Genomic DNA, 26315 nt, shown 5'->3' with positions numbered 1-26315 from the left:
CCGGCGCGGGCGCCCGCTCGACGCCTACCCTGCGAGCCCGCCTGGCGCCCGCCCCTTCCGCGCTCCCCGTTCCCGTACTCCCTGTTCCCGATTCCCTGTGGGTGGGCCCCTCCCCCGCCCGCCGTTCCGACGCCCCAAGGAGCCCGTCATGGCCGATCCGCGGACGGTGACCCTCACCGGCTCACCCTCGCTGCCGCCGCTGCTCGCGCGCGGCGCCCTGCTGTCCCCGCTGAAGAAGGCAGGGCGGGACGCGACCGCGCCCCCGACCCGGCTCGTGCTTCCCGGCGCGCGCGCCGACGCCGGGCGCCTGGCCGCGTACGAGAAGATCTGCGGCTTCGGCCACGACCCGGCCGTACTGCCCGTGACCTATCCGCACATCCTCGGCTTCCCGCTCCAGATGCGGCTCATGGCGGACCCCGCGTTCCCGCTGCCGCTGCTTGGCCTGGTGCACACCTCGATCGACATCGACCAGCACCGCGCCCCGCACCCGCTGGAGGAGTACGAACTCACCGTGTACGTCGACCAATTGGCCCCGCACCGCCGCGGCACCGAAGCCCACCTGGTGACCGAGGCACGGGTCGACGGCGCCCTGGTCTGGGAGTCCCGCAGCACCTATCTCGCCCGGCACTCGGTACCCGCCGAGCAGCGCGAGCGGAGCGGCAGGGAGAAGGAGACGGGACAGGGGACGGGAGCGGGAACGGATACGGGGACGGATACGGCCGACGGTGCCCGGGACGGCGCCGAGTCCAAGCCGCTGCCCGAGGCCGCCGAGTGGCAGCTCCCCGGCGACCTGGGTCGCCGTTACGGCGCCGCCTCCGGCGACCGCAACCCGATCCACCTGTACCCGCTCACGGCCCGCCTGTTCGGCTTCCCGCGCGCCATCGCCCACGGCATGTGGACGGTCGCCCGCTGCCTGGCCGAGCACGACACGAGCGGCCCGGTACGCGTCCACGCCGAGTTCAAGGCGCCCGTACTGCTGCCGGGGAAGGTGACCTACGCGGCCGACGGCGGCGCGTTCGCGCTGCGCAGTGGTGCGGGGCGGGAGAGGGAACAGGGACGGGAACGCGTACACCTGACGGGGGCGGTGGAGGCGCTTCGGTAGTGCGGAGCGGGGAGTACGGAGTGGGGAGTGGGGAGTGGGGAGTGCGGACCGTGAGGGGTGCGGACCGTGAGAGGTGCGGACCGTGAGGGGTGCGGGATCCCGCGGGTGTCTCATACCGTGACGGCTGGAACCAACAGGCGCCGTACACCGTGATGGTGAAGGTGGGCCGGTCGCGGCGCCCTGGTTGAATACCGGTCCCGGAAACCCCACCCAGAAGACACCGGAGCGAGATGGCCTTCCGTCCCCGACCACCGGCCGAGCCGCCACAGCCGGCCGGATGGTCGTCCCTCGACGAGCACCTGTGGTACACCTGCGACATCCTCGCCGACCTGGTCGAAGGCCGCCTGGACCGGCGCCCGTTGATCGCCACCCACGCCCGCCTCGAACCCGGCGACCGGGCGCTCGCGGTGGGTCCGGCCGAGCGGGTCTCCTTCCGTGCGATCGGCGACGGCAGCTACCGGCAGAGTTCCATGTTCGCCTTCGGTGGCCCCGCCTTCGTCCTGGGCAGCATGGCCGCGAACGCCATCGGCAACGCCAGCCGTCGCGACCGGGCCGCCAGGGACAGCCGTCCGCGCTGGGTGGCGGAGGGCCCCGGCGAGGTCACCATCACCCGCTACCGCGCCCACTTCTCGGGCCCCACCGCGGGCTGGCTCGACCTCGGCTGGCGCGCCCTGGAAACCGTCGAACTCGCGGGCCCCGACGTGTTCGAGGCGAGCTTCCGCACGGAGTCCGGGCAGACCCTGCTGAGCCGCCTGCACACCCCGTGGGCCTCACTGATGTTCGCGCTCGCGGCGGCGACCGCCTTCCCGGCACACCCCCGTCTGCTCAGCGGCGACTGGCTTCCGCCCGACTTCGAGGCACGCTGCGCGGCCCTGGGCCATCCGGTGCGCCCGGCACGACATCAGCTGGTGGCGGGCCAAGGGCACTGAGGCGGCCGCCACTTGAAGGGGCGCTCCTCCAACGGCAGGAGGCGGGCCGCCCGGTGGCCGCCTCCAGCCATCCCGTCATTCCCTCATCAACTGCTGGCATCTTGTGGACACTTGGGTGCGTACCGGGTTCGCGGCGCCGATCACGGGTACGCCCCTGTCCGACTCAGGTCCGACAACCGCTCGGGAGACATCGTGGACGGCTTGTGGGTCCTTGGCATCATCGTCCTGCTCATCTACCTGTTCTCACGCAAGTCGAGCAGTCGGGCCGTGACCACCCGCCGGGTCAGGACCCTGCCCCAGACGCAGACGCAGACGCAGACGCATGCGCAGGGGCAGTCGGCATCGGTGAGCTCGGCCGCCTCCGCTGGCCCCGCCGTCGCCACCGGTCGGCCGAGCGCCGCCAAGTCGCCACGGCGGCAGCCCAGTTGCCTCGCGGACCTGGTCGCGCCCGAGACGCATCTCTACGCGGACGGCCACACGGATCGCCAGGAAGACAGCCGCACGGACGGCCAAGCAGACAGCCACGCGGACGGCCAAAAGAACGGTCGCGGGAACGGCGACAACAGCGGTGGCACCGCCGCCAGTTGAGCCGCTGAACGCTCCGACGGCTACGTAACTGGCGTGGCGCCCGGCGGCAGTTGAGGCGAGGCCGTCCAGGGCTTGCCCTCCAGGAGGCCACCGAGTCCGGCCCAGGCGAAGTTCATCATCGTCGCCGCGGCTTCGTGTGCCGGAATGGTCGACTGGGTGAGGGACCAGTCCGCGAGGGACTCCGCGGCGCCGATCAGCGCGTGCGCCAGCGCGGCGTACTCACGGCGCGTGGTCTCCGCCCCGGGCGCGACCGACCCTGCCGCCTCGCCGCCGCCCTCGCCCTTGCCACCGCCGTCACACCCCTCCCGTACGGCGTTCTCCCCTACCGCGCTCTCCCGTTCCGCGTGGGCGGCGTGGATGAGGGCGGTCACGAAGGTGATGATCGACTGGCGGGCCGCTGCGGCTACGCCCGCGAAGGGTTCGCCCTGGGCGGTGGCCTGGGTGTGCACGACGGCCCAGCTGTCCGGGTTCTCGGCGGTGTGCACGAAGAACGACCGCAGCCCGTCCCAGAGTTGGCGGTCGGCGGGCTGTGTGGTGTCCACCCCGACGCGGATCGCCTCGACCAGGGCCTGCGACTCCCGCCGGATGCAGGCGGCGAAGAGGTCTTCCTTGGAGTTCAGATACAGATAGACCAGCGGCTTGGAGACCCCCGCCAGCTTCGCGATCTCGTCCATGGAGGCGGCCTGGTAGCCGTGCCGCGCGAAGACCCGTACCGCCGCGTCGAGCATCTGCTTCTCGCGCACGGCCCTCGGCATACGCCGGTTGCGGCTCTTCTTCGGCCCGGCCTTCGCCCCCGCGTTCGCTCCGGTCTCCGTAGCGCTCTCGACCACGGTCTCCACCGGAGCCTTCACCCCGGTCCCGGGAACGGCCGTACCGGTGGCGTCGCTGCCCCGCACCACACCCACGGCTCTCTTCCCTTCCCCGTCGTGTTCACGTGCAAGGGTACGTCCGAGTGAGGATCCCGTGGTTACGGTGGCGTCAATTGCCAGGAATGCGGGGGTTCCTGGGCATCCGCCCGCTGTGCGGGTAAGAGAAGTGCGGGGGCGGGACGGTCAGCCCGCCTGGCCCTGCGCCCGCGCGGCGGCCTCGTCCAGGACCTCGTCCTCCTGGGTGCGGCTGGCCTCGAAGCCGGCCTTGGCACGCTCCACGCGCTGCACGATCTGCTCGGAGGCGCGGTCGCGCTGGCCCCGCAGGACGATGAAGCTGATGGGCGCCGAGACGACCAGGGCGAGCAGCAGGATCCACAGGTAGTTGGAACCGCCGAGACCGCGCGGGGCGATGCCGGCGGCAACGAGACCCCAGGCCACCAGGAAGCAGCCCGCGAAGATCCCGAGACGCATCAGCGTGTAGCGGAGCATGTCAGTCCAGTCTCCTGATTCTGCGGAGGGCCCGGCAGGGCGGCACCGGGCATCACTCCAGTGAAACACGGGGCGGCTTTGCTCCCGGAACGGGGTGGTTTCATCCCCATTTGTCCGAGGCGGCAGGTGACTCGGGGTGGCGAACACCTCACCGCCTACGCCCCGTTCACGTCAGCGGAAGCAGCATGGTGATGTCGTCACGGTCGTCGCCCGGGCCGACCCGGATCGCACCGGGCACCCGTCCGACCTCCTTGTACCCGCAGGACGCGTAGAAGCGCTCCAGACCGAGGCCACCGCGACAGGTGAGCCGCACCGCGCCGACGCCCTCGAAGCCCCGGGCCACGTCCGCGACGGCGGCCATCAGATCCCGGCCGTACCCCTTGCCCTGATGGGACGGGTGCACCATCACGGTGTACGCCCAGACCCAGTGCTTCATCAGACGGTGCGTGTTGAACGTGAGGAAAGCGGCCGCGGCCACCGCACCGCCCTCGTCCCGCCCGACCAGCAGCCTGCTGCGCCCCTCGGCCACCCCGGCCAGGCTCTGGATCATCACGGGCCGGATGTCGTCCGGCACCACCGGCGGGACGAACCCGACGGCGCCGCCCGCATTGGTCACATCCGCCCAGAGCGCGAGCAGACCTGCGTGAAGTTCGGGGTCGACCTGCGGATCCAGCACAAACGTAAGGGTCATAGAGAAAAAGTAACCCTTACACACGCGAGCCTTCAAGCGGCATTACAGGCGACGTACATCACGACCGGGCAGGCGACCGGGCAAACAGACGGGCAGGCAAGCAGACGGGCGGGCAGACGGACAGGCAGGCAGACGAAGAAAGCCAAAAACGCGAAGGCGCCCCCGTCCAGCGAGGGCGCCCAGCCGTCAACGTCGCAGCAAAGTCACATCAAAGCCGCATCGGCTGCGGCGACTCGCGGCGCAGCGGGTCCGGGCCCTCGTACTCGCGGATGATCTCGTACCGCGTATTGCGCTCGACCGGGCGGAAACCGGCGTCCCGGATGAGTTCGAGCAGGTCGTCGCGGGTGAGCTTGTTCGGGGTGCCGTAGTTGTCGGCGTCGTGCGTGATCTTGTACTCGACGACCGAGCCGTCCATGTCGTCGGCGCCGTGCTGAAGGGCGAGCTGGGCGGTCTGCACGCCGTGCATCACCCAGAAGACCTTCACGTGCGGGACGTTGTCGAAGAGCAGCCGCGAGACGGCGAAGGTCTTCAGGGCCTCGGCGCCGGTGGCCATCTGGGTGCGGGCCTGGAGCCGGTTGCGGACCTTGCCGTCCTGCATGTCGACGAAGTCGTGCTGGTAGCGCAGCGGGATGAAGACCTGGAACCCGCCGGTCTCGTCCTGGAGTTCACGCAGCCTGAGCACGTGGTCCACGCGGTGGCGCGGCTCCTCGATGTGCCCGTAGAGCATGGTGCAGGGGGTCTTGAGGCCCTTGCTGTGCGCGAGGCGGTGGATGCGCGACCAGTCCTCCCAGTGGGTCTCGTGGTCGACGATGTGCTGGCGGACCTCCCAGTCGAAGATCTCGGCGCCGCCGCCGGTGAGCGATTCGAGACCGGCCTCGATCAGCTCGTCGAGGATCTCGGAGGCGGGCAGCCCGGAGATCTTCTCGAAGTGGTGGATCTCGGTGGCCGTGAACGCCTTCAGGGAGACCTCGGGCAGCGCCTTCTTCAGTTCGCTGAGCGAGCGCGGGTAGTACCGCCAGGGCAGGTTCGGGTGCAGGCCGTTGACGATGTGCAGCTCGGTGAGGTTCTCGCCGCGCATCTCCCCGGCGAGGCGGACCGCCTCCTCGATGCGCATCGTGTACGCGTCCTTCTCGCCGGGCTTGCGCTGGAAGGAGCAGTACGCGCAGGAGGCGGTGCAGACGTTCGTCATGTTGAGGTGACGGTTGACGTTGAAGTGGACCACGTCACCGTTCTTGCGGGTGCGCACCTCGTGGGCGAGGCCGCCGAGCCAGGCGAGGTCGTCCGACTCGTACAGCGCGAGGCCGTCCTCGCGGGTCAGCCGCTCGCCGCCGCGGACCTTCTCCTCCAGCTCGCGCTTCAGCCCCGCGTCCATGCGCCGTCCGCCTCCCAGTCGCCCCGGTCCGTACCCCGGTCCGTGTCCCAGCCCGTTTTCCCCGTCACCGTACTCCCCCGCACCGCACGCCCCGGTCGGCGGCCCTCCGCCGCCCCGCCACCCGGCCCGGCGCCGGGCTCACTCCTCCTCGGGCAGTTCGCCCACGCGGTTCTCCCACTTGGTGGAGAGCACGATGGTGGTGCGGGTGCGCGAGACGCCCTTGGTGCCAGACAAGCGCCGGATCGTTTTCTCCAGTCCGTCCACGTCGCCGGCGCGCACCTTGAGCATGTACGAGTCGTCGCCCGCGATGAACCAGCAGTCCTCGATCTCGCCGAGGTCCTTGAGGCGCTCGGCGACGTCCTCGTGGTCGGTGGCGTCCGACAGGGAGATACCGACCAGGGCGGTCACGCCGAGGCCGAGCGACTTGGAGTCGACCGTGGCCCGGTAGCCGGTGATGACACCGGCGGCCTCCAGACGGTTGATGCGGTCGGTGACGCTCGGCCCGGAGAGGCCCACCAGGCGCCCGAGTTCCGCGTACGAGGCCCTGCCGTTCTCGCGAAGTGCCTGGATGAGCTGCCTGTCCACGGCATCCATGGGTCGCTGCCTTTCAATAATCTGCAATCGCCGCAGGTTTAGTGTAGAATCTAAGGCACACAGGGACTGAAGCCCTGTGAATCTTCGCCGATCTGGCCGATCCACCGGCGAAATCTTCAATCGGTCACAGACGATCATTCAGGAGTGAGTCACCCCGTGTACACGATCGAGATGGCGTACGCCCGCATGCGCGAGCTGCAGGACGCTGCCAACCGCTCGCGTGTTCATCAGTCCGCCTCCCCGCGCCGCGCCGCCCTCGGCCGCAAGCGCACCGCCAAGAAGCGCTGAGCGCCCGGGTCCGGCCACCGGCCGGACCCCGTGAGGCGGATCGCCGCCTCCCTGGCACCGCACCACCAGCGGGAACCGGCACGGACACCGGTTCCGCCCGGCGCCCTCGCGCCGGGCCGCGGTCAACTCTCCCGCGTGCCATGCGAGAGCTCTCCCTCCCAGCGGCGGTACAACTCGTGCGGCACCCCTGCCGCGTCGAGCACCCGCCCGGCGACGAAGTCCACCAGGTCCTGGATGTGACTCGCGCCCGCGTAGAACGCCGGCGAGGCGGGCAGCACGATCGCTCCCGCCTCGTCGAGCGTGACCATGTGCCGCAGCGTCTGCCCGTTCAGCGGGGTCTCGCGTACGGCCACCACCAGACAGCGGCCCTCCTTGAGGGTCACTCCGGCCGCGCGCTGCAGCAGATCCTTCGACAGCCCGAGCGCCACCCCGGCCACGCAGTCCGTGGACGCCGGAACGATCAGCATCCCCTTCGTCGGGTACGAGCCCGAACTCGGGCCCGCCGCGAGGTCACCCGCGCCCCAGTACCGGATGTCGCCGCTCTCGCCGATCTCCGTACGGAAGGTCCCGGGCTTGCCGTCCGCCCCGCGCGCCAGCCACTCGGCGAGATCGTGCCGCCAGTGCAGGTCGCGGAAGGAGATCCCGGTCTCGTCGAGCAGGGTCAGCCGCGAGGCCCGGGAGACGACCAGGTCCACGCTCTCCCCGGCGGCGAGCAGGGCACGCAGTACGGACGCGGCGTACGGGGTACCTGAGGCGCCGGACACCCCCACGATCCAAGGCCGACGCTGGTTCTGTCCTGGGTTCACGCCCGTGAGCCTATCCGCCTGCCTGGCCTGTGGACGGGACTCCCCCCGACGGTGGCGCCACTGTCATATGCCGCCGCTCCCCCGCGGGTTGCCCCGGGTGACCCCGCCGCGATGACAACGATGGCCCGCAGATATAAATGCGATCATGTCCGATTCGATCAAACGTGGCACAACAGACGGCGAAATAGGCCACAAACGCACCGCATTGCGCACCACCCACACCACACGCACCCTGCGTGGCGCACTACGGGCGGGCGCCGTCGTCGCCCTCGCCTCCGCGGCAGCCCTCGCACTGACCGGCTGCTCCACCATGGAGACCACTTCTCCGAGTGAGGCCAGGGCGCACCCCGTCGCGAATCCGGACACCGGCGACGGCCCGGGCGCCCACGGCAAGGGCCTTGGCGACAAGGGAAGTCCGGTCGACTGCCGCAAGGCCAAGTGCATCGCCCTGACCTTCGACGCGGGCCCCAGCGAGCACACCCCGCGCCTGCTGAAGATCCTCAAGAAGGAGCAGGTCCACGCGACGTTCTTCCTGCTCGGCAGGCGGCACGTGGACAAGTACCCGCATCTGGTGCGCCAGATGGACGCCGAGGGCCACGAACTCGCCAACCACACCTGGACCCACAAGATCCTCACCGACGAGGACAAGGGCACCATCCGCGAGGAACTCGGCCGCCTCCAGGACGCCGTCTACCGCCTCACCGGCAAGCGCCCCACCCTGATGCGCCCGCCCCAGGGCCGCACCGACGACGAGGTCGGCAAGGTCAGCAAGGACCTCGGCCTCGCCCAGATCCTGTGGAGCACCACGGCCAAGGACTACAAGACCACCGACTCGGCCCTGATCACCAAGCGCACCCTCGACCAGGCCGGCCGCGACGGCATCATCCTGCTCCACGACCTCTACGACGGCACCGTCCCCGCGGTCCCCGGCATCATCAAGGCCCTGAAGAAGGACGGCTATACGTTCGTGACGGTGCCGGAACTGCTCGCGCCGGGGCGGGCGGAGCCGGGGGAGGTTTACAAGCCGTGAGGGGTGGGGCGGACGGTCGCGGTCCCGCGGCAGGCCGACCGCCCCGTACTCGCCCGGTCGGCTCCGCCTCAGGCCGTCGGCGCCACGTCAGACCGTCAGTCCCCGCACGAGCAGATCAAGCAACGCACACACGAACAGGGCAATCCCAATGAACCCGTTGACCGTGAAGAACGCCCGGTTCAGCCGGGACAGGTCATCGGGCCGCACGATCGAGTGCTCGTAGAGGAACGCCGCCGCCACGATCAGCAGGCCGACCCAGAAGAAGGGGCCGACGCCGGTGGACAGGGCGTACCAGACGAACAGGCCCATGGTGACGACATGGCTGCCGCGGGCGCCGTAGAGGGCGCCCGCGATGCCGAAGCGGGCCGGTACCGACTTCACGCCGTGGGCGCGGTCGGCCTGTACGTCCTGGCAGGCGAAGATCAGGTCGAAGCCGCCGATCCAGATGCCGACGGCGAGGCCGAGCAGGACGGCGTCCCAGTTCCACTCGCCGGTGACCGCGAGCCAGGCGCCGATCGGGCCCATCGCCTGGGCGAGGCCGAGGATCGCGTGCGGGTAGTGGGTGAACCGTTTCCCGTACGGATAGACCACCATCGGCACCACGGCGACCGGCGCGAGCGCCAGGCACAGCGGGTTGAGCAGGGCGGCGGCGCCGAGGAAGACGACCAGCGCGATCAGTGCGCCGGTCCAGGCGGAGCGGACCGAGACGGCGCCGGTGACCAGTTCGCGCGAGGCGGTGCGCGGGTTACGGGCGTCGATCTCGCGGTCGATGATGCGGTTGCAGGCCATCGCGAAGGTGCGCAGGCCGACCATCGCGACCGTGACCAGGAGCAGTTCGCCCCAGTGCACACTCTCGTCCGTCTCGTACATCGCGGTCAGCGCGGCGATGTACGCGAAGGGCAGCGCGAAGACCGAGTGCTCGATCATGACCAGGCGCAGGAAGGCCTTCACCTTGCCGTCCGCCGGGGCCTCGCCCGGTCCGCCAAGGACGTCCTCGGCCGTGCTCACAGCCCGTACTCCTTCCACCGGCGGTCCACCGTCGCCGCCGTCTCGGGGTCGGAGAGCACCATGTCGGGCCAGCCGCCGTCGCGGGTGTAGCCCTCCTCGGGCCACTTCGCGGTGGCGTCGATCCCGGCCTTGCCGCCCCAGAACTGCTGGTACGAGGCGTGGTCCAGGTGGTCCACCGGGCCCTCGACGATGCTGAGGTCGCGTGCGTAGTCGGTGTTGCCGAGGGCCCGCCAGGCGACCTCGTGCAGGTCGTGCACATCGCAGTCGGAGTCGACGACCACGATCAGCTTCGTCAGCGACATCATGTGCGCGCCCCAGATGGCGTGCATCACCTTCTGCGCGTGCTTGGGGTACTTCTTGTCGATCGAGATGATCGCGCAGTTGTGGAAGCCGCCCGCCTCCGGCAGGTGGTAGTCCACGATGTCCGGCACGATGATCTTGAGCAGCGGCAGGAAGAAGCGTTCCGTGGCGCGGCCGAGCGGCCCGTCCTCCATCGGCGGCCGTCCCACCACCGTCGACTGGAGCAGCGGGCGCTCGCGCATGGTCAGACAGTCGATGCGCAGCGCGGGGAAGGGCTCCTGCGGCGTGTAGAAGCCGGTGTGGTCGCCGAACGGCCCCTCGGGCAGCATCTCGCCGGGCTCCAGCCAGCCCTCGATGACCACTTCGGCCTGGGCCGGGACCTGGAGCGGGACCGTCTTGCAGTCGACCATCTCGATCCGCTTGCCCTGGAGGAACCCGGCGAAGAGGTACTCGTCGATGTCGCCGGGCAGCGGCGCGGTCGCCGCGTACGTCACCGCGGGCGGGCAGCCGAAGGCGATCGCGACGGGCAGCTTCTCGCCGCGCCGGGCCGCCACCTGATAGTGGTTGCGGCTGTCCTTGTGGATCTGCCAGTGCATACCGATGGTGCGCTTGTCGTGGCGCTGGAGCCGGTACAGACCGAGGTTGCGGATACCGCTGTCGGGGTCCTTGGTGTGGGTGAGCCCGAGGTTGAAGAAGGAGCCGCCGTCCTGGGGCCAGGTGAACAGCGCGGGCAGCCGGTCCAGGTCAACCTGGTCGCCGCGCAGCACCACCTCGTGCACGGGTGCGTCCTTGACCTTCTTCGGCGGTACGTGCGCCATGGTGCCGAGCTTGCCGAAGGCCTCCCGTACGCCGACGAAGCCCTGCGGGAGTTCGGGCTTGAGCAGCCCGCCGATCTTCTCCGCGATCTCCTCGTACGACTTCAGGCCGAGCGATTTCAGCATCCGCCGGTCGGTACCGAAGACGTTCATCGCCAGCGGCATCGCCGAGCCCTTGACGTTTTCGAAGAGCAGCGCCGGGCCGCCGGACTTCTGCACCCGGTCGACGATCTCCCCGACCTCGAGATACGGATCCACCTCGGCCTTGATGCGCTTGAGGTCGCCCTCGCGTTCCAGGGCCCTGAGCAGCGAGCGAAGATCGTCATAAGCCATGCGGCCCAGTATCCGGCACCCGCTACCCTGGCCCCGTCACCGGGGCCCCGGCCCGGACGCTCCGTCTCTTTACTGGAGAAGCGCCACCATGCTCAGGTATCTGCCGTTCCTGCTGGTCCTGGCCCTGTGGATCTATGCCTTCATCGACTGCCTGAACACCCCGGAGAACGAGGTCAGGCATATGCCGAAAGTGGTGTGGGTCATCATCGTGCTCCTCTTCGGCGAAGTGCTGATCGGCCCGGTCGCCTGGCTGGTGGCGGGCAAGAAGCGCGCTCCGGCCGGAGGCGGCGGGCAGCCGGGGCGGCGTTCCGGCGGTGGTGGCTGGGTCGCGCCGGACGACAACCCCGAGTTCCTGAAGGGCCTGGGCACAGGGGGCGCCGAAGGCGCGAAGGCTGACGCCGCGAAGGACGACGCCGCGAAGGACGATGCCGCCGACGAGAAGCGGGACGAGGCTCAGCTCAAGGACTGGGAGGCCGACCTGCGCCGCCGCGAGGAGGAGCTGAAGCGCCGCGAGTCGGACGGCCCCCACGAGTCGAACGGCCCTCGCGAGTCGGACGGCCGGCGCTCCGAGGACGAGGCCTGAGTCCGGCCCCCGGACTCCCCACGCCCCGATGGAGCTGCGCCACCTGCTGACCTTCGAGAAGGTCGCGACCACTCTGAGCTTCACCCGCGCCGCGGCCGAGCTGAAGTACGCCCAGTCCAGCGTGACCGGCCAGATCAAGTCCCTTGAGTCGACGCTCGGTTGTCAGCTCTTCGACCGGCTCGGCAGCCGCATCCGGCTGACCGAGGCGGGCGAACGGCTGCTCCCCTACGCCCGTCAGCTCCTCGACCTGGAGGCCGAGGCCCGCGCCGCCGTCGCCGGCGCCGAGGACCCCGAGGGCTCGCTCACCATCGGCACCATGGAGTCCCTGACCTCCTACCGGCTGCCCCCGCTCCTCGAACTCTTCCTGCACCGCTATCCCGGCGTACGTCTCTCGATGCGCCCCACCCTCGGCGACGAGACCCGACAGGCGCTGCGCCAGGGCACGTACGACATCGGCTTCCTCATGGAAGCGGAGACCGACCACCCGGGACTCGAGGTGCGGGTGCTCGCCGAGGAGCCGCTGGCCCTGTTGGCAGCACCCGGAAACACCCTGGCCGCCGCCGACCGCACCGCACCGCTCACCACCCGCGAGGTCCTGTCCCAGCCCCTCCTCGCCACCGAACCGGGCTGTGCCTACCGGGACTTGTTCGAGCAGGAGCTCAACTCCGTTGCCGGGCAGCCGGTTTCGTTCACCGAGTTCGGGACCATCGAGGCGACCAAGCGCGCCACGGCAGCAGGCCTCGGAATCTGCCTGCTGCCACTGGTCACGGTCACCGAGGAACTGACCGACGGACGCCTGACCACCCTGGACTGGCGTCCGCCGTTCACCCTCAGCACTCAACTGGCGTGGCGGGCCGGGAAACGGCTCCCCGCTCATGCGCGCCTGTTCGTGGAGCAGGCGGCTCGGCTGGTACGGGAGCAGGCGGCGGGGAAGTCGCCGGAGCGGGCGTAGCGGGCCGCGGCTCGGGGTCAGCAATCGTCTCCGGCTTCGCCTCTGTCCCCGAACTCCTCTCTCGTACAGGCTTCTTGGCGAGGGTGACGCGCAAGCTGGCGAGCACGATCAGCGGGACGCCGAGCGCCTGGACGAGGCCGATGTGGTGCCCGTACACGGCCCAGTCGGCGACCATCGCGACCACCGGGTAGACGAAGGCGAGTACGGCGATCTTCGCGGTGCTCAGCTTGGCGTACGCCGAGTACATCAGCACGTACATCAGCCCGGTGTGGATCACTCCGAGTCCCGCCAGCCAGAACCACCCGGTGCCGGTGCCGCTCATCGCGCCGAGGTCGGCGAAGGGCAGCAACAGCGGTATGCCGACGAGGACTTGGACGAGTGCGATCAGATGCGGGCGTACACCGGTGATGCGCTTGGTGACGACGGTGGCGAGCCCGTACAGCAGTGCGGCGAGCAGCGCCTGTCCGAGCCCGAGCAGGTAACTCCCTTGTCCGGAACGGAAGTCGGCGGGCGTCACACCCGAGACGAGGACGAGACCGGCGAAGGCGAGCCCGATCCAGCCGGCCTTGGCGAGGGTCAGCCGTTCACGGAAGAGCAGGGCGCCGAGGAGCACCACGTAGAAGGGCTGGGTGTGGTAGACGACGGTGGCCACCGAGATCGAGGTGTTCTCGTACGAGGAGAACAGGAACACCCAGTTGAAAACGATGAACACCCCGCCGAGCGCGGCGAGTTGAAGGCTCCGCCGAGTGAAGCCGTGGTCCCGGAAGTAGCCCCGGGCCAGCGCGTACAGACCGAGCGCCAGCGCCCCGAACAGGCACCGGAAGAAGACGACGTTGAAGGCGGAGACGCCGGACTCGACGACGAAGATGCCCAGGGTGCCGGAGAGGACCATGGCGGCGACGAGCTCGACGGTGGCGCGGGTCTGGCCGCCGAGCCGTCCGGCCTGTCCTGCCTGTCCGGCCTCGCGTGGAGGGTTCTGCTGACTGTTCTGTGAGGTCATGCCAGGGAAGCTACGGGCGGGCGAAGCCGCAGGTCCACGGGCCAGTGGGGGGTGTTGGCGATGGGGGGATCGGGGGTGCCGATGGGGGCTGGTCAGACGGCGGGGCGCCGTCCGGGCAATGGTCGGGGCAGCCGCTGTGGGGGACACTGCCGGACAGTTGTCGCCGCATACGGCGTGGCCACGGCACGGGAAGCCGCGGCCGGGGAGGAGTGCACGGAGTGGACTGGGGAACGCTCGTCGCGACGGCGAGCGGCGGCCTGATCGCGGTCAGCGGAACGATGCTCGCCGACCGTCTGCGTCACCGCCACGAGGGCGACCGCGGTGTGGAGGAACGACGGCGGGAGGTGTACGTCGAGTTCATCACGGCCGTCGGTACCTGCCACGCACGCCTGCGCGAACTGGCCCAGACCCCGCCGCCCGAGGAGCCTCCCGGATCCCCGACCGGCCAGGAGGCAGCCGCGCGCGCCGCCCTGACCGACAGCGCCGTGTACGAGGTCAGGGAACGGCTGTTCCTCGACGCGAGCGCCACGGTGGCCGCCGCCGGCCAGGAGATGTTCGAGCATCTCCGCGCGGTGCAACGAGCCGTGGCCGCCGGAGCCGCACCGAGCGACGCGGCCTTCCACCGGGCCTACCACCCGTACCTCGACAGCGTCTGGCGCTACCGGGTCGCGGTACGGGAGGAGTTGGAGGGCCACTCCCTGTCCCCCGTCGCCTTCGGCTGGCGCGAATGGGGCGGCCGCGACCGGTGCCCGGACTGCCGGGCTGAGGAGCGGGAGGGTGGCCGGGACCGGGTATGAGACGGCACGGCTGTCCAGGTCAGCTCTTCTCCTCGACCTTCGACGGCACCATGGGCCGCGCCCGCTCCTGCAACTCCCGTACGAGACGGTTCTTTCCGTAGGGCCTGAGCAGGCGCAGCATTTCGCGCATGCGGTCGTCGGCGCGGCCGGACTGGATCAAGGGGTAGTCGTCGAGGGCTGTGTGCCAAGTAGTGCACGCTGCTTCAAGATGGCCCAACGCCAGCTGCCGTTCGGCAAGCAGCGCGCGGTGCCGCACCCGTGCGCGGCGAAAGACATCGAAGCGCACTCGGTCCGACTCCTGCATGGCCCGCACCGAGCCGACTACATCGCCAATCAGGTAACGCACTTGAGCAGCGTGGTAATTGAGCGAGGCGGGATCGTAGGAGCCGAACGGCTTGCTCTGTGACTCCGCTTTGTCCATGGCGACTTCAGCCTCTTGAAGGTACGTAAGGGCGTCGCGGCGGCTACCGGTCTGGGCTGCCGCATGCGCCTGCTGTCCGGCGAGAAATGCCCGCATGCGCGGTCCCGCTTGCGGAGACGCCGCGGCAGCGGCGTCGGCCAGTCGTAGGGCGTGAACACCATGGCCCAGGTCGACTGCTTGCACGCTCATGCCCCGCAACGTCGTGCAGTACGTGAGATGGTCCTCCGCCGATCCCGCGAGTTCCAATGCCTTTACGTAGTACCGCTGCGCAAGCCCGTGCAGTCCCTCGTCCACCGCCATGTATCCAGTCAGATAGCAGAGGTCGGAGGCTGCGGAGAGCATCGCCCTACGGACTTCGTGCGGAGCATCGGCTCGCAGGAACGGCGCGACGCTATTGATGAGGAAGGCCGCAGCCATGGGCCGGGCGTGCCGTCCACCGAACTGGTCGTCGAGTGCCGAGATCCGGTCGGTCATCGCCGTCACGGTGCGGACGTCCGCCATCCCTATACGGCTCAACTCGCCTTTCTGCACAGCCTCCAGACGGCCGACAACGTCGGGCCAGCCAGGGACGGTCAGGGCGACAGAGAAGAGACCAGCCCCCAGAAGGCCACGGCGCGAAGGGTCAGCGTCCTGTCTCCCCAGGTCCATCAGCCCTTCCAGGGGGTCCTCGCTCCCTGCTTCCAGGGCCGGAGTCGAAGGGAAACCGGCTTCCCTTCGAGTGACAGGACGCCCCAACTTCCTTGCAAGCGCTTCGAGTACAAGCGGCCGCACCTGACTGCGGGGCATGGTGCCGTCCAGCCAGTGGCTGACGGCGGACTCGTCGTACTTCAGGCGAAGCCCGGTCTCCGCACCGACTCGATTGACCGCCATCGCGAACCGTCCGTGCGTCCACCCCGATTCCCGCAGCAGGCGGACCAGTCCGGCGTTCGGCGTGCGCTTTCCCATGCCTCACTCCTCCCGCGAACCTTCAAGTCTTTCAAGTTCCGCACTCCGCCTGACGGTACCTCGGCACACCTCCATGCAGTTGCCTGGTTGCAGAAAGTGACGATCGCCAGTCGACCCAGGAAGGTCTGCTCGATGGATACCCCACACCTCCGCCCGCACCCGGACCACGGATCCGACCCCGGCAACTACGAAGCCCCAGCCGAAGCCGAAGCCTGCGTCCAGGAGTTGAAGTCCGCCCTCTCCCTGCACGGCATCACGCTGCCGTCGCTCAACGTGGACCTGATCACCTTCAGCGGCGCCTACCCACCCCATCTTCCGGGTCTGGTCGCACTGGGCCGGTGCAACCTTCGTACCGCCCGCCTGCTCACCACTGTCCTACGGGCGGCGGCAGCCGAATGACCGTTTCGGAGAAGGGCCACGCGCCCGTACGGACCTTGCTGGAACGGAAGTTGGTGGCCACGCCCGAAGCGGTGGCGGAACTGCGGCGTGCCGTACGGGAGGTACTCGACGACCGCGAGGGCGCCGCACAGCTCTGCGTGAGCGAGATGGTGACCAACGTGATCAGTCACCTTGGCGCGGGCACTCCAGTGACTCTTCGAGTGACAGCGGACGAGGACGGCATCGCGAAGGTGGCGCTCACCGATCCCGAGCCGTGCCGATGGCCGGTGGTGCGCTCCGCCACCGACGAGGAGGAGACCGGGCGGGGGCTGGCGCTCCTTGATGCCGTGTCGTTGCGCTGGGGCGTTGCCGAGGAGCCGGACAGGAAGACCGTGTGGTGCGAGCTGAGAGGGTGGGCATCCGGATCTCCGGCACCACGGAACCCTGCCCCGCAACCCCGCGTCCTCTGAGTCGAATGCTTCGGCCGTGCGCGACCCGGTCTGCGGCAGCCGAGACGAGAAGAGTGCGGCCCGGGCCTGCCGAGTGGCGGAGTCGGATCGAGACCGACGCCGACACCGACACCGACACCGACACCGACACCGAGCGGAAGTACGTCCACGATGTCCGAGCCAGTCAACTTCAGTGAGCCGGGCCAGCCGCGGCATCCGTACCAGCAAGGTCCGCAGACCGCCGCCCGGCCACGCCGTCGCTACCTCAACTCCCTTGTCTGGTCACTGGCGTTGGCCCTCCTCGCCGTGCTCGCCGGATGCCTCGCGCAGTTGCCGTACGGCGGGATGTGGGTCGGAGTGGCGCTCTGCCTCGGCCTGGTGGCCACCGGGGCCATCCTGGTCGGGAGCTCCTGGCACCGGTCGGGGGCGGCCGTCGTACTCTCCCTCGCCTTGTTCGCCTTGCCCCTGTTCGCCGGGCCCACCTTGTACGAGCTGTACGTGAAGCAGACCGGCGAGAAGAAGGAAACGGTCGTCATCGGGACCGGGACCAAGGAGAGCGTCGACGGCGAGGAGTTGTCGGTGTGCGTGGTGCGGGACGGGGCGAGCGGCAGGCGGGAGATCTCTCAACAGCAGAACTGCTTCGGGCAGTTCGAGGTCGGCCAGCGCGTCCATCTCTACGAGGACCCGCTGGACGTACTAGACCCGTGGATCGAGGCCAAGGACGCGCCGATCGGCGACCCCGTCTCGCTCGGCTGCACCGGCGGGCTGTTCGTCCTCGCTTTCGGTACCACCCTCTACGCGGGACTGCGGCGGCGTTCCGAGCAGGAGATGGCGGCGCGGCGTCGGCGCGGACGTGAGGACCGGGACGCCGAGGAGGGTCCGGAGATCGCCGACGCCCTCGAATCGGTGTCGTCGTCCTCCGGCAACTCGTCCCAGGGCGCCGGCGGTTACCCCGGCGGGGGCGGCAGCGGCACCGGCACGGGCGGCAGTGGTAGCGGCGGCGGCAGCGGCACTGGAGGCGGGGGCGGAGGCAGCGGAGGCGGAGGCGGAAGCATCTGGGACATCCTCAGCTGAGCCCCCAGCCCCGCCCCCTCCCGACCAAGCCCCCGTCTCAGCCCCGGAACTGCTCGTAGAAGTCCACCTTCAGCCCCAGCGCCCGCTCCTCCATCCGCTTGAAGTCCTCCGGTGATTCCTCGTGGGCGAGGAGTTCGCTCAGGCGGGTGGCCAGGCGGTCGGAGTGGGTGGTGGAGAGCAGGGACGTGGTGGCGAGGGGGCGGCCCTTGGCGTCGTGGATGTAGTGGGGGTAGTAGAAGCGGGAGCGGTTGCGGCCGTCCTGGGTGAACACGGGGGCCATACGCGGCCACAGGGCGCCGTACTCGACCGAGACCAGGACCTCGCCCCAGAAGCGGAGCAGGGTGAGCAGCATCAGGTCGGAGTCTTCGTGGGCACCCGCTTCGGCGATCAGGTCGAAGGTGTCCTTGATGACCCGGGCGGTGGTTTCCGAGGGGCGGGAGGCCACCAACTGCTCCCGGGGGACGCCGAGTCGGAGGATGTCCTCCTTCATGTCCTCGCGGTGCGAGCGGGTGGTGCCGTGGGTGTCCGGGTACTCCTCGCGGAGGATGATCCGGGCGATGCGCAGGCCCACCTCGTCGCGCAGCAGGTCGATGGCGAGGTCGTAGGCGGGGGTGAACGCCAGGGAGATGAAGCGGCGTTGGAGGAGGATGGCGTGGAACGCCTCGTCCGGGAGTGCCGCCACCTCCGTGAGTACGGGATGGGCGCGGAACCTCTCGACGAGTCCGTCCTCGAACTCGTCCAGGTCCCGCATGAACGCTTCCCGCGCGAGTGATTCCCGTGTGACCGATTCCCGCATGACCGAACCCTTCTGCCGCTCTCCCCGAATCTCCCCGAGGCGTCGCGAAACCACTCGGGCATCAAAGACTGTTCAAAGACTACGGCGACGCCGCCCGGCCGGGTGGGACTTGTCCGGGTCTCACAGACTGATGATGCTGACGGATCCGCGCCAGTCGGACAGATCCACGTCGCAGCCGATTCCCCAGAGCGTGTCGAGTTCCGCCTGGATCTTTCGGCCCATCTGGGTTTCCGTGCCCTCGATCTCCATCTGGGTGGAGTCGATGGCGAGTTGACCGTGCAGGAACGAGCTGACCAGGTACTGCTCGTCGGCCTTGTAGACGGCGACGGAGGGCAGCGAGTTGTACACCCGGACCTGGAGGCGGTCCCGCTGCGGCTCGTCCAGACCGTTGTGGAGATGGGCCAGGATGGACAGGCTGCGGTGCACGCTCGCCTGTACGTCCTCCCCCATCGCCGAGTCCCGCACGGTACGCAGGGCCTCGTCACGCAGTTGCGCCACCGGCGAGGCCGGATGAAGCAGCAGGATGCGCACCTGCACGCCGCGTTCGACCAGGGCGGTGCGCAGGGCGGCCTCGAAGCGGTGCAGATTGGGAATCCAGGTCTGGAGGACCACCACCTCCTGCACGGCGGACCGCAGGAAGTCGGAGAACCTCCCCTCCGGGAAGCCGTCGTGCACCTTGACCACACCGCCGAAGTGCTCCGTCCTGCGCTCGCGCGCCAGTCCCTCGATGTCGAGCTTCGAGAGCTGCTCGTTGACGTTGTCGAGCACCCGCAGCCGGTCGACCTCGAAGAGCAGGAACAGGGTGACGGTGCTGAGGATCAGCAGGGTGATCTTCGAGAGGGTCGCGCCGGGGGCCAGTTCGTCGAGCCAGCCGAGGATGTCGGCAAGCAGGACGACCAGTCCTGTGGTGGCCGTGACGGCCAGCGCGATCCGCTCCACCAGGTAGCGGACGCCACCCCCCGTACCGCCGCCGGTCATGGCCGCTCCACCCCCGATTCGTGGTCGTCGCGGACGACCGTACACCGCGACTCAGTGACCGAGGGCACCCCCCGGACAGGTGGGCGCCGGGTGCCCTGGGAGCACCAGGGCATCACGGGTGTGGCGGGACCGGTCCGGACGGCGGGTGGGCTCCCCTGATGGGCGGAAGTCCTCAACTCGCCGTATTAGGCGGCGTGTTGGTCGAGTCGGCGGAGAGTTGGAGGGCCGGGCCTCCCCGGACTCGGCGCTACCTGACGGGCAGCAGGATTCTCTCGTCGACGGTCTGCGCGTTGACGGGAGGCGGCTGGAGGCAGAGCCGGGCGAGCACGCCGGGCAGCACGATCCCGGGCAGGCTCAGTTCCCACATGGCGTGGACCTGGTCGTGCAGATCGTGCTGGCGGGTGATGGCGTCCGCGAGGATCTGGGTACCCGTGTGCCAGGCGGTGAGGCAGCGGGCGATACGGAAGGTGTTGCGGCCGGGAATGAGCTCGCCCGCCTCACGGGCGGCGTCGAGCAGTGCGACGGTGGCGTCGATCGGGGCCCGGAAACTGGTGGCGCAGCGGTACGGACCCGGCTCGGTGGCCAGGCGTGCGGAGGCCCGAATCACTGGGTCGGTGAGCAGCGCCGTGCAGTGCCGATAGGAGAGGTCCACCAGGGCCTGCGTGTACAGCCCGTTCGCCGGGCCTTGTGCCTCGGCCTCGGCGAAGAAGGCGGTCTGCCGCGCCACGACGGCGTCACCGAGATCACGCTTGGTACGGAAGTGGTGGTGGAAGGCGCCGCGCGAGACGCCTGCGAGGGTCTGGATCCGCAGCGTGGTGGCGCTCTGGAAGCCCTCCCGGTCGAACACGACGCCGGCGGCGTGCACGATGCGGGCGATGATCTCGGCGGAGCGTTCCTGAGGCATGGGTCCTCGGCAGTCGGCGGGGAGGCGGGGTGCGGAGTACGACGGCGGGCGCCGAGAGGTGGACGGCACACCTGATGGCCGAAACCCGTCGGATGGCCACCGCGCCTCCATGCCACAGGGGGCACCGGGAGTTGAGAAGGGCCAACCTTGGTCACGACCAGATCTGGCCGTGCATCGCGGCGTGATCCGGTGCGTGCGTAAGGTGAGCCCGACCACCGTCCCAATGGCCCCGGGGAAGCACCGATGTCCGAAGTCCCGCCGAGTTCAGCCCACATCCCGGGCCTGGTGCGACGGTGGCGGGCGCGACGAAACGTCGAGGACATCCCCGAGGCCCGGGCACTGGCTCCGCAACGCGGCCGTGCCTCCCGCACGCTCACCCAGGCCCGGATGGCGGCGCTGCTCGACGTGAGCGAGCGCCACTACCAGCGGCTGGAAAGCGGCACCCGCCCGCTCACCGCCGAACTGGCCGAGCGGATGGCCTACTTGCTCGATCTCAACGCGGACGAACGGACCGTCCTGCACGAATGGGCCGGGCTGCCGGTGCCGCTACGGAGAACCCCCGGTACGAGCGTTCCCGAGGACCTGCTCGACTACATGGACCGGCTGCCGTTCCTCGCGTACTTCGAGGACCCGGAGTACAACGCGGTCGCCTACAACGCGCACGCCGCCCACAACCTGCCCTGGATGGTGGGTGATTCAGCGGAGCAACCGGGTCCCGCGAACATCATGACGGCACTGCTCCTCGAGGGGCCGGGCCGTGCTCAGTGCGTTCAGTGGGAGACGCACTGGGCCCCGATGCTGCTGGCCGGGCTGCGGTACCAGTTCATGACGTACCCCAGTCATGCCCTGCGGGCACTCGTCGAGAAGGTGTGTGAGGACCCGCAGGTCCGCGCCATGTGGGACGAGGACTCCACACTGAGCTACCACGCCTACGGGATGCTCCGGCCACTGCTCCTGCCGCCCGACGCGAAGGAGCCCCTCTGGGTCACCGTCATGGCCTGGTCACCGGTCAACCGGCCCGACCTGCGGATGATTTCCGCGGTCCCGGCCAAGGGCACGGCACAGCCCGCGCTTCCTCCGGGCGTCACCGGCGGGGGCGTGGCCCGCCGTAGCTCATGAACCGCATCGCTCCGGCCCACCCGCGACGCCGCGACTCTGCGCCGCTCAACAACTCCGCGGACCCACAGGCACGTTCAAGGCCGAGCCGTGTCCTGCGCCCGCGCCGGTGCCAGCAACTCCCGGTACCAGTCCGCGTGTTCGGCAAGCCGGTCCAGACCGGGTCCGACCGGGCAGCCGACACGCTCCCACAGCGCAGAGCGGTACCAGCGGTCCTCGCTGAGCATCCGCGCCTGCCGCTCGGCCACCCGGCCCGGGGTCGCACGAAGGCGCTCCAAGTACGCCTCGGTGGGCAGGGATTCGACGGGGGCGGGCAGTCCCAGCAGGTCGACGAGCCGGGCCACCAGCTCACGCAGCGGGACAGGTACGGGATGGGCGGCGTGGTGTGCGCCGGGCGGCAGGGGCTCGGGCGAGAGGGCGAGCCGGGCGATCAGCCGGGCCAGGTCCTCGACGGCGACCAGCGAGAGCAGAGCCCGGCCCTCATCGGGCAACGCCGTTACGCGGTGCAGGAGTTCGGCGACGGCGGGTACCACCCACTTGTCGCCCGCGCCGTGTACGAACGGCGGGCGCAGGACCGTACCGCCTGCCGCGAGCACCGCCCGTTCGGCGAGCAGACGGCTGCCGCTGGTGGGCGAGGCGGGTGCGGGGGGCCGGGTGTCCTCGGCCAGTCCGCGGTGGGGCCCGGAACCGTAGACGGCGGTGGTGCTCACATAGAGGATGCGGCGGACCGAGGCGCGTGCGGCCTCGGCGAGCAGCGCGTGGGTGCCGAGTTCGTTGACGCGGGTGTTGGCCTCGGCGTCGGGGCCGATGTAGGAGGCGCAGTGCAGCAGGGTGTCGACGCCCTCGCACAGCCCGCGCAGCGAGCGTTCCTCGGTGAGGTCTCCCGCGCAGTACTCGACTCCCGCGGCCCAGACCCGCGCGTCCGGCTCGGGGAACTGCCGTACCAGGGCGACGACATGGGCGGGTTCCCGCCCGGCGACCAGGGCCCGCAGTACCGCGGAGCCGATGAAGCCGGTGCCCCCGGTGACCAGGATTCGGCGGGGGGCGCTCACCGGGTGGCCGCGGGGTGGGGGTCGCTCCGGGGTACCTCGCCCAGCATGAGCAGGCCGTCCGCGGCGACCTGATCCTCCTGGGTCACCACCAGGTGGACCGGTATTCGGCCGGAGGGCTGGGCCTCGCCGGGGACGGCGGTGACGTAGCTGGGCCGGTCGGGCTCGATGTAGCGGCTGAACTCCGTACGCAGGGAGAGTACGAGGGCGTCGTCGAGGCCGGTGGCCAGACGCGCGGCTTGGCGCATCGCCTCGAGGACGGCGCGGCCGGGGACGTGGTCGTGCTGGCTGTCGAAGATCAACGGGTGCGCGTTGTCGGCGCGCAGCATCCAGGCATCGGGGCGGTCGCAGGGGGCCAGAAGCACGTCCCGGGGGTGGCTGCGGCCGACCAGGGCGGGCTCGACCGGGTCGGGGAGAAAGAGGTCGAGCGGCTCGGTGCGGGCGGGACGCAAGCGCTTGAACGCGGCCCCGGAGACACAGTTGACGGACAGGCCGCCGTGTCCGATGAACTGGGAGCCCCGGAAGATCTCGGCTTCGAGACGGAAGGCGGCCATCCGCCGGTTGCGCATCCGCACGTCCCGGGTGTGCACCACGGCCGTGGTGGGGTCGGAGAATCCGGCTCCGACCGCCTCGTCCAGAAGCTCGTAGTGCATGTCGCACAGCAGCAGGTGATCGTCTTCGGCGACTCCGAACGCCTCGTGACAGAGCACGGTTCCGGTCTGACGCATGGTCTCCGCGATCAGCAGAGGGTTCTGCCGGCCGGAGACCGGGGGGAACAGCGCATGCGCCCGCGGCCATCGAAGGGCGAAACCGTAGCTGTCGGCTGCGAGGGGCTGGAAGCTCGCGAGCAGGACGTCCGTGAGGTCCTTGCGGTGCACCAGATGCGGATCCACCGGGATGCCCTCCGCCGCTCCGCTCAAAGATCCCCACGGCGGCCTTCCTGTCTGCTGATCGACAGGGTCGGCGACCACCTTCATCTTTCTCTCCCCCTTGCGTGAGAAGCGCGGGACTTTCACGTCGGCGACGTTATCAAAAAAACCAGTGGACCGGTTTGTTTGTCCTGCTGAATTTAGCGCGCCCGAAAGGTAAATCGCCGCACACAATCAAGACAAAGGGGCTACATAGAGACACAACACGCCAGAAGTCTGGCCAACTAGCGGCCGGATCCGGTCAGGCGGCGCCATTCATTATCAGGCAAGCGGCGCGATCGGGAGCGAAGAGATTCCGAAGTCCGCATGACGAAACAAACCGGGGGCCAGGTACACTGATCGTGTCGCCACCCACTCGAGATTGCTCCGAGCGAAGCGGGTGAACGTAAAGACGGCCCGGAGGCAGCGAAATGGCGAAGCAGACTCGCGCGGTGCAGACCCGGCGCGCGATCTTGGACGCCGCCGCCAGCGTCTTCGACGAATACGGTTACGAGCGGGCGGCCATATCGGAAATGCTTCGCCGCGCGGGCGTCACCAAGGGTGCGCTCTACTTTCACTTCCCGTCCAAGGAAGCGATCGCTCAGGCGATCATGGACGAGCAGACCGCGGTCGTCGCACTCTCCGGTCACGCGGGTGAGCACAGCTCCCCGTTGCAGACGGTGGTCAACATCAGCCAGCAGTTCGCCTTCGCCCTGCGGCACGACCCGATAGCACGCGCGGGCACGCGACTCTCCGTGGAAGGCGTGTTCTTCGGCGGCCCGCACCCCTGGGGAGACTGGTTCCGCACCATCGAGACCCATCTGGAGCGGGGCAAGATGCGCGGCGAAGTCCTGCCGCACGTCGACGCGACGGTCACGGCCGAACTCATAGTCGCTTCCTTCACCGGGATCCAGCTGGTCAGCGAGTCGACCAGCAAACGCGCCGACCTCCGGGACCGGGTGACAACCCTCTGGCAGCACCTTCTGCCCACCATCGCCAACCCGGCCGTGATCTCCTGGATCAAGCCGGAGGGCATCCTGGTCACCGACCCGGGGTCCGGGTCTGAGCCCGGGCCCGGCGGCGGAGGCATCGAGAAGGGGCTCGCCGAGAGCGAAGACAGCGCCCTCGGCACGGACACCGAAGCCCTCGTGGACACGGAGACCCTGCCCGGGGCCGCTCACCCGACGGCCGCACCGGCCGGGACCTGACACTCGTACGTCCGGGCTCCATCCCGGGCGCCAACGCCCGTGCACGCAAAGGGAGTTGCGCCTTCCTGGCGGTCTTCGCCCGACACCCCGCAGCCGGATCCCGCCCCGAAGCGGCCAGATCCCGCCCGGGAGACGTGCCGGTCCCGTCGCGAGAGTGGCGCCCGGGCCGAAATGCCGGGCCGCCCCCTCGCCGGTCCGCGTGCCACCCGGTCCGCGGGGACCTGGCGGAAGCATCAGCCGTCCGCGCCCAGCACCAGCGCCGTGTGCGCCGCCGAGGCCAAGGTGAGGTGGCGGTGCCAGCCCTGGAAGGAGCGGCCGACGAACTCGCTGAGGCCCGCGCGTTCGCCGGTGCTCGCGTAGTCGAGTTCGGTGCGTACGGCCAGCTTCGAGAGGCGGGTCAGGGCCGGGTGTGACAGGGCGGCCATGTCGGTGAGCCAGAGCTCGGTGGGCGGCTGGTGCGGCTCGTCCCACATGCCCAGCAGGAGAAGGGGTTTGGTGTCCCCGGGGGCGCCCGCCTGCCGGACCACGCGGCGCGAGGAGCGCGGCGCGAGGACCCGTATTCCGGCGACCAGGGTGCTGCGCACCGCCGGTACCGCCGAGGCCGGGTCGCCGTACTCGACGGGGCGGCGCAGGCCGGAGACCGACTGCATGATCTGCTGCGCGGGCAGCAGTCCGCCGCCGTAGCCGGGCATCGAGGTGTCGGCGACCGCGACCCGCTCGTGGGCGCCGATGCGGGCCAGGAAGGGCAGGCCGTGTGCCCTCAACTCGTCGATGGTGTCGCGGAGTTCACCGTCCCGGGCGTCGAGCAGGACCGGGCGCGGCGGCAGGCCCCACCGGGTCGCGTCGAGCACCGTGGTGGCCGCGCAGGCCGCCAGCGACTCCTCGCCGAGGCCCTCGGGGATCTCCGCACGGCGGCGCCGGGCGTCGTCCTTGAGCCAGGCCGGGGGCAGGAATAGCCGCCAGTTGACCGGGGCGCTGGCGCGGGGTGCGGCCAGCCAGAGGCCGAACGCCTGCTGGCCGTTGACCGTCTGCCCGAGCCGGGGCAGGAAGCGGCGGTCGACGCCGACCGAGTGCTCGCCCATCTTCGGGATCTGCATCGACTGCAACACCCAGGCCTTGGGCTGGAGTTCCTGGCAGACGTAGGCGGCCAGGGCCTGGCGCATCGGGGTCCAGTCCCAGGTGGAGCAGGACACGAAGTGGTGCAGGCTCTGCTCCAGCGCGGAGCCGCCGAAGGCGCTCGCGATGTTGCGGATCGACTTGCGGCCGCGGGCCAGCAACAGGCCCCGCAGGTACTGCTCACCGCGCTCCCGGTGGTGACGCCGGGTCAGGCTCGCGAGCAGCGCGTCGGCCAGCGGGGCCACGATCTCCTCGCGTAGCGCGACGGCCACCGGAGGGGCGGCGGACATGCGAAAACCTGCATCGCGTTCCCGTACGAGAGCCGCGGCGCTGCTCATCTCGTCCCCCATCGCCGAGTTGATTCCCCAGGGCCTTCGCCCAGGGCGAGGGTAAAAACCGGGCGCCCGGCTTGTCAACTGGGCCCTTT

28 protein-coding genes and 1 pseudogene are annotated in these 26315 nt (G+C 69.9%); 13 read left to right on the top strand and 16 right to left on the bottom strand.

All coding sequences use genetic code 11. The features are described 5' to 3' along the window. Nucleotides 1–148 precede the first annotated feature (148 nt). The 3 genes from HUT18_RS20860 (at nt 149) to HUT18_RS20850 (ending at nt 2619) form a co-directional block, all read left to right on the top strand. Complete coding sequence (locus HUT18_RS20860) at nt 149–1102, top strand: MaoC/PaaZ C-terminal domain-containing protein (protein WP_176102113.1); 954 nt, start codon at nt 149–151, stop codon at nt 1100–1102. A 230-nt stretch (nt 1103–1332) separates the two neighbouring features. Further along, entirely contained in the window at nt 1333–2031 is a 699-nt protein-coding gene (locus HUT18_RS33910) for a hypothetical protein (protein WP_254878729.1), read from the top strand. Nucleotides 2032–2223: 192 nt separating this feature from the next. Next, complete coding sequence (locus tag HUT18_RS20850) at nt 2224–2619, top strand: hypothetical protein (protein WP_176102112.1); 396 nt, start codon at nt 2224–2226, stop codon at nt 2617–2619. Between the two features lie 20 nt (nt 2620–2639). On the opposite strand, the gene HUT18_RS20845 is transcribed toward HUT18_RS20850, so the two are convergent. The 5 genes from HUT18_RS20845 to HUT18_RS20825 all read right to left on the bottom strand — a co-directional run bounded on the left by HUT18_RS20845 (nt 2640) and on the right by HUT18_RS20825 (nt 6634). Next, on the bottom strand, nt 2640–3374 hold the full coding sequence (locus HUT18_RS20845; protein ID WP_176104691.1) for a TetR/AcrR family transcriptional regulator: 735 nt from the start codon (nt 3372–3374) through the stop codon (nt 2640–2642). 297 nt (nt 3375–3671) lie between these two features. Continuing rightward, on the bottom strand, nt 3672–3977 hold the full coding sequence (locus HUT18_RS20840; protein ID WP_176102111.1) for a DUF4229 domain-containing protein: 306 nt from the start codon (nt 3975–3977) through the stop codon (nt 3672–3674). 166 nt (nt 3978–4143) lie between these two features. Then, a complete protein-coding gene (locus HUT18_RS20835; protein WP_176102110.1) occupies nt 4144–4668 on the bottom strand; it encodes a GNAT family N-acetyltransferase in 525 nt (174 codons plus the stop codon). A 208-nt stretch (nt 4669–4876) separates the two neighbouring features. Continuing rightward, nucleotides 4877–6040 carry an aminofutalosine synthase MqnE gene (mqnE, locus tag HUT18_RS20830; RefSeq protein WP_176102109.1) on the bottom strand — a complete coding sequence of 388 codons (1164 nt, stop codon included), beginning with the start codon at nt 6038–6040 and terminating at the stop codon, nt 4877–4879. Between the two features lie 138 nt (nt 6041–6178). Continuing rightward, nucleotides 6179–6634: an Lrp/AsnC family transcriptional regulator gene (locus tag HUT18_RS20825; RefSeq protein ID WP_176102108.1), complete on the bottom strand. Its 456-nt coding sequence runs from the start codon at nt 6632–6634 to the stop codon at nt 6179–6181. 144 nt (nt 6635–6778) lie between these two features. Here HUT18_RS20825 and HUT18_RS20820 point away from each other — a divergent pair, with 144 nt between their 5' ends. Beyond that, complete coding sequence (locus HUT18_RS20820; protein ID WP_176102107.1) at nt 6779–6922, top strand: hypothetical protein; 144 nt, start codon at nt 6779–6781, stop codon at nt 6920–6922. A gap of 122 nt (nt 6923–7044) precedes the next feature. On the opposite strand, the gene HUT18_RS20815 is transcribed toward HUT18_RS20820, so the two are convergent. Next, nucleotides 7045–7728, bottom strand: a complete 684-nt coding sequence (locus HUT18_RS20815; protein ID WP_176102106.1) for a UbiX family flavin prenyltransferase — start codon at nt 7726–7728, stop codon at nt 7045–7047. 145 nt (nt 7729–7873) lie between these two features. Between HUT18_RS20815 and HUT18_RS20810 the strand changes: the two genes are divergently transcribed. After that, nucleotides 7874–8758, top strand: a complete 885-nt coding sequence (locus tag HUT18_RS20810) for a polysaccharide deacetylase family protein (RefSeq protein ID WP_176102105.1) — start codon at nt 7874–7876, stop codon at nt 8756–8758. A gap of 87 nt (nt 8759–8845) precedes the next feature. On the opposite strand, the gene mqnP is transcribed toward HUT18_RS20810, so the two are convergent. Both mqnP and HUT18_RS20800 read right to left on the bottom strand, forming a co-directional pair. Then, nucleotides 8846–9766, bottom strand: coding sequence for a menaquinone biosynthesis prenyltransferase MqnP (gene mqnP / locus HUT18_RS20805; protein ID WP_176102104.1), 921 nt, complete (start codon nt 9764–9766; stop codon nt 8846–8848). After that, the gene (locus HUT18_RS20800; RefSeq protein WP_176102103.1) at nt 9763–11214 is read right to left on the bottom strand and encodes a menaquinone biosynthesis decarboxylase; all 1452 of its coding nucleotides are present in this window, start codon (nt 11212–11214) and stop codon (nt 9763–9765) included. Before HUT18_RS20800 ends, mqnP begins: the two co-directional genes overlap by 4 nt. A gap of 88 nt (nt 11215–11302) precedes the next feature. On the opposite strand from HUT18_RS20800, the gene HUT18_RS20795 reads away from it, so the two are divergent. Next, a complete protein-coding gene (locus tag HUT18_RS20795; protein WP_176102102.1) occupies nt 11303–11797 on the top strand; it encodes a PLD nuclease N-terminal domain-containing protein in 495 nt (164 codons plus the stop codon). 28 nt (nt 11798–11825) lie between these two features. Continuing rightward, nucleotides 11826–12644, top strand: a pseudogene (locus tag HUT18_RS20790) (LysR family transcriptional regulator); the annotation flags it as partial. Here HUT18_RS20790 and HUT18_RS20785 read toward each other — a convergent pair. Beyond that, the gene (locus tag HUT18_RS20785; RefSeq protein WP_176104690.1) at nt 12628–13641 is read right to left on the bottom strand and encodes a DMT family transporter; all 1014 of its coding nucleotides are present in this window, start codon (nt 13639–13641) and stop codon (nt 12628–12630) included. The pseudogene HUT18_RS20790 and the gene HUT18_RS20785 sit on opposite strands and share 17 nt — an antisense overlap. A gap of 326 nt (nt 13642–13967) precedes the next feature. Between HUT18_RS20785 and HUT18_RS20780 the strand changes: the two genes are divergently transcribed. Further along, nucleotides 13968–14546, top strand: a complete 579-nt coding sequence (locus HUT18_RS20780; protein WP_176102101.1) for a CchlQ — start codon at nt 13968–13970, stop codon at nt 14544–14546. Between the two features lie 19 nt (nt 14547–14565). Here HUT18_RS20780 and HUT18_RS20775 read toward each other — a convergent pair whose 3' ends face one another. Continuing rightward, nucleotides 14566–15912: a tetratricopeptide repeat protein gene (locus HUT18_RS20775; protein WP_176102100.1), complete on the bottom strand. Its 1347-nt coding sequence runs from the start codon at nt 15910–15912 to the stop codon at nt 14566–14568. Between the two features lie 132 nt (nt 15913–16044). Here HUT18_RS20775 and HUT18_RS20770 point away from each other — a divergent pair, with 132 nt between their 5' ends. From HUT18_RS20770 to HUT18_RS20760, 3 genes are all read left to right on the top strand, one after another. Beyond that, the gene (locus HUT18_RS20770; RefSeq protein WP_176096588.1) at nt 16045–16311 is read left to right on the top strand and encodes a hypothetical protein; all 267 of its coding nucleotides are present in this window, start codon (nt 16045–16047) and stop codon (nt 16309–16311) included. Then, nucleotides 16308–16760 carry an ATP-binding protein gene (locus HUT18_RS20765; protein ID WP_176102099.1) on the top strand — a complete coding sequence of 151 codons (453 nt, stop codon included), beginning with the start codon at nt 16308–16310 and terminating at the stop codon, nt 16758–16760. The genes HUT18_RS20770 and HUT18_RS20765 overlap by 4 nt, the downstream gene beginning before the upstream one ends. Before the next feature lie 150 nt (nt 16761–16910). Next, on the top strand, nt 16911–17813 hold the full coding sequence (locus tag HUT18_RS20760) for a hypothetical protein (protein ID WP_176102098.1): 903 nt from the start codon (nt 16911–16913) through the stop codon (nt 17811–17813). A gap of 37 nt (nt 17814–17850) precedes the next feature. Here HUT18_RS20760 and HUT18_RS20755 read toward each other — a convergent pair whose 3' ends face one another. The 3 genes from HUT18_RS20755 to HUT18_RS20745 all read right to left on the bottom strand — a co-directional run bounded on the left by HUT18_RS20755 (nt 17851) and on the right by HUT18_RS20745 (nt 20491). After that, on the bottom strand, nt 17851–18564 hold the full coding sequence (locus HUT18_RS20755) for a hypothetical protein (RefSeq protein WP_176102097.1): 714 nt from the start codon (nt 18562–18564) through the stop codon (nt 17851–17853). 165 nt (nt 18565–18729) lie between these two features. After that, nucleotides 18730–19587: a hypothetical protein gene (locus HUT18_RS20750; protein ID WP_176102096.1), complete on the bottom strand. Its 858-nt coding sequence runs from the start codon at nt 19585–19587 to the stop codon at nt 18730–18732. 247 nt (nt 19588–19834) lie between these two features. Beyond that, nucleotides 19835–20491, bottom strand: coding sequence for a TetR/AcrR family transcriptional regulator (locus HUT18_RS20745; protein ID WP_176102095.1), 657 nt, complete (start codon nt 20489–20491; stop codon nt 19835–19837). Nucleotides 20492–20734: 243 nt separating this feature from the next. Here HUT18_RS20745 and HUT18_RS20740 point away from each other — a divergent pair, with 243 nt between their 5' ends. Then, entirely contained in the window at nt 20735–21610 is an 876-nt protein-coding gene (locus tag HUT18_RS20740; protein WP_176102094.1) for a helix-turn-helix domain-containing protein, read from the top strand. Nucleotides 21611–21684: 74 nt separating this feature from the next. On the opposite strand, the gene HUT18_RS20735 is transcribed toward HUT18_RS20740, so the two are convergent. Further along, nucleotides 21685–22659, bottom strand: coding sequence for an NAD(P)-dependent oxidoreductase (locus tag HUT18_RS20735; RefSeq protein WP_176102093.1), 975 nt, complete (start codon nt 22657–22659; stop codon nt 21685–21687). Further along, on the bottom strand, nt 22656–23576 hold the full coding sequence (locus HUT18_RS20730; RefSeq protein WP_176102092.1) for a ScbA/BarX family gamma-butyrolactone biosynthesis protein: 921 nt from the start codon (nt 23574–23576) through the stop codon (nt 22656–22658). The genes HUT18_RS20735 and HUT18_RS20730 overlap by 4 nt, the downstream gene beginning before the upstream one ends. A 419-nt stretch (nt 23577–23995) precedes the next feature. Between HUT18_RS20730 and HUT18_RS20725 the strand changes: the two genes are divergently transcribed. Beyond that, complete coding sequence (locus HUT18_RS20725; protein WP_176102091.1) at nt 23996–24772, top strand: ScbR family autoregulator-binding transcription factor; 777 nt, start codon at nt 23996–23998, stop codon at nt 24770–24772. Between the two features lie 233 nt (nt 24773–25005). Here HUT18_RS20725 and HUT18_RS20720 read toward each other — a convergent pair whose 3' ends face one another. Continuing rightward, nucleotides 25006–26178: a transposase gene (locus tag HUT18_RS20720; protein WP_176102090.1), complete on the bottom strand. Its 1173-nt coding sequence runs from the start codon at nt 26176–26178 to the stop codon at nt 25006–25008. Between the last annotated feature and the right edge of the window lie 137 nt (nt 26179–26315).

This window comes from Streptomyces sp. NA04227, assembly GCF_013364195.1.
Lineage (GTDB): Bacteria > Actinomycetota > Actinomycetes > Streptomycetales > Streptomycetaceae > Streptomyces.
Note: the sequence above shows the minus strand (reverse complement) of the source record. Positions and strands in the feature narration are given on the sequence as shown.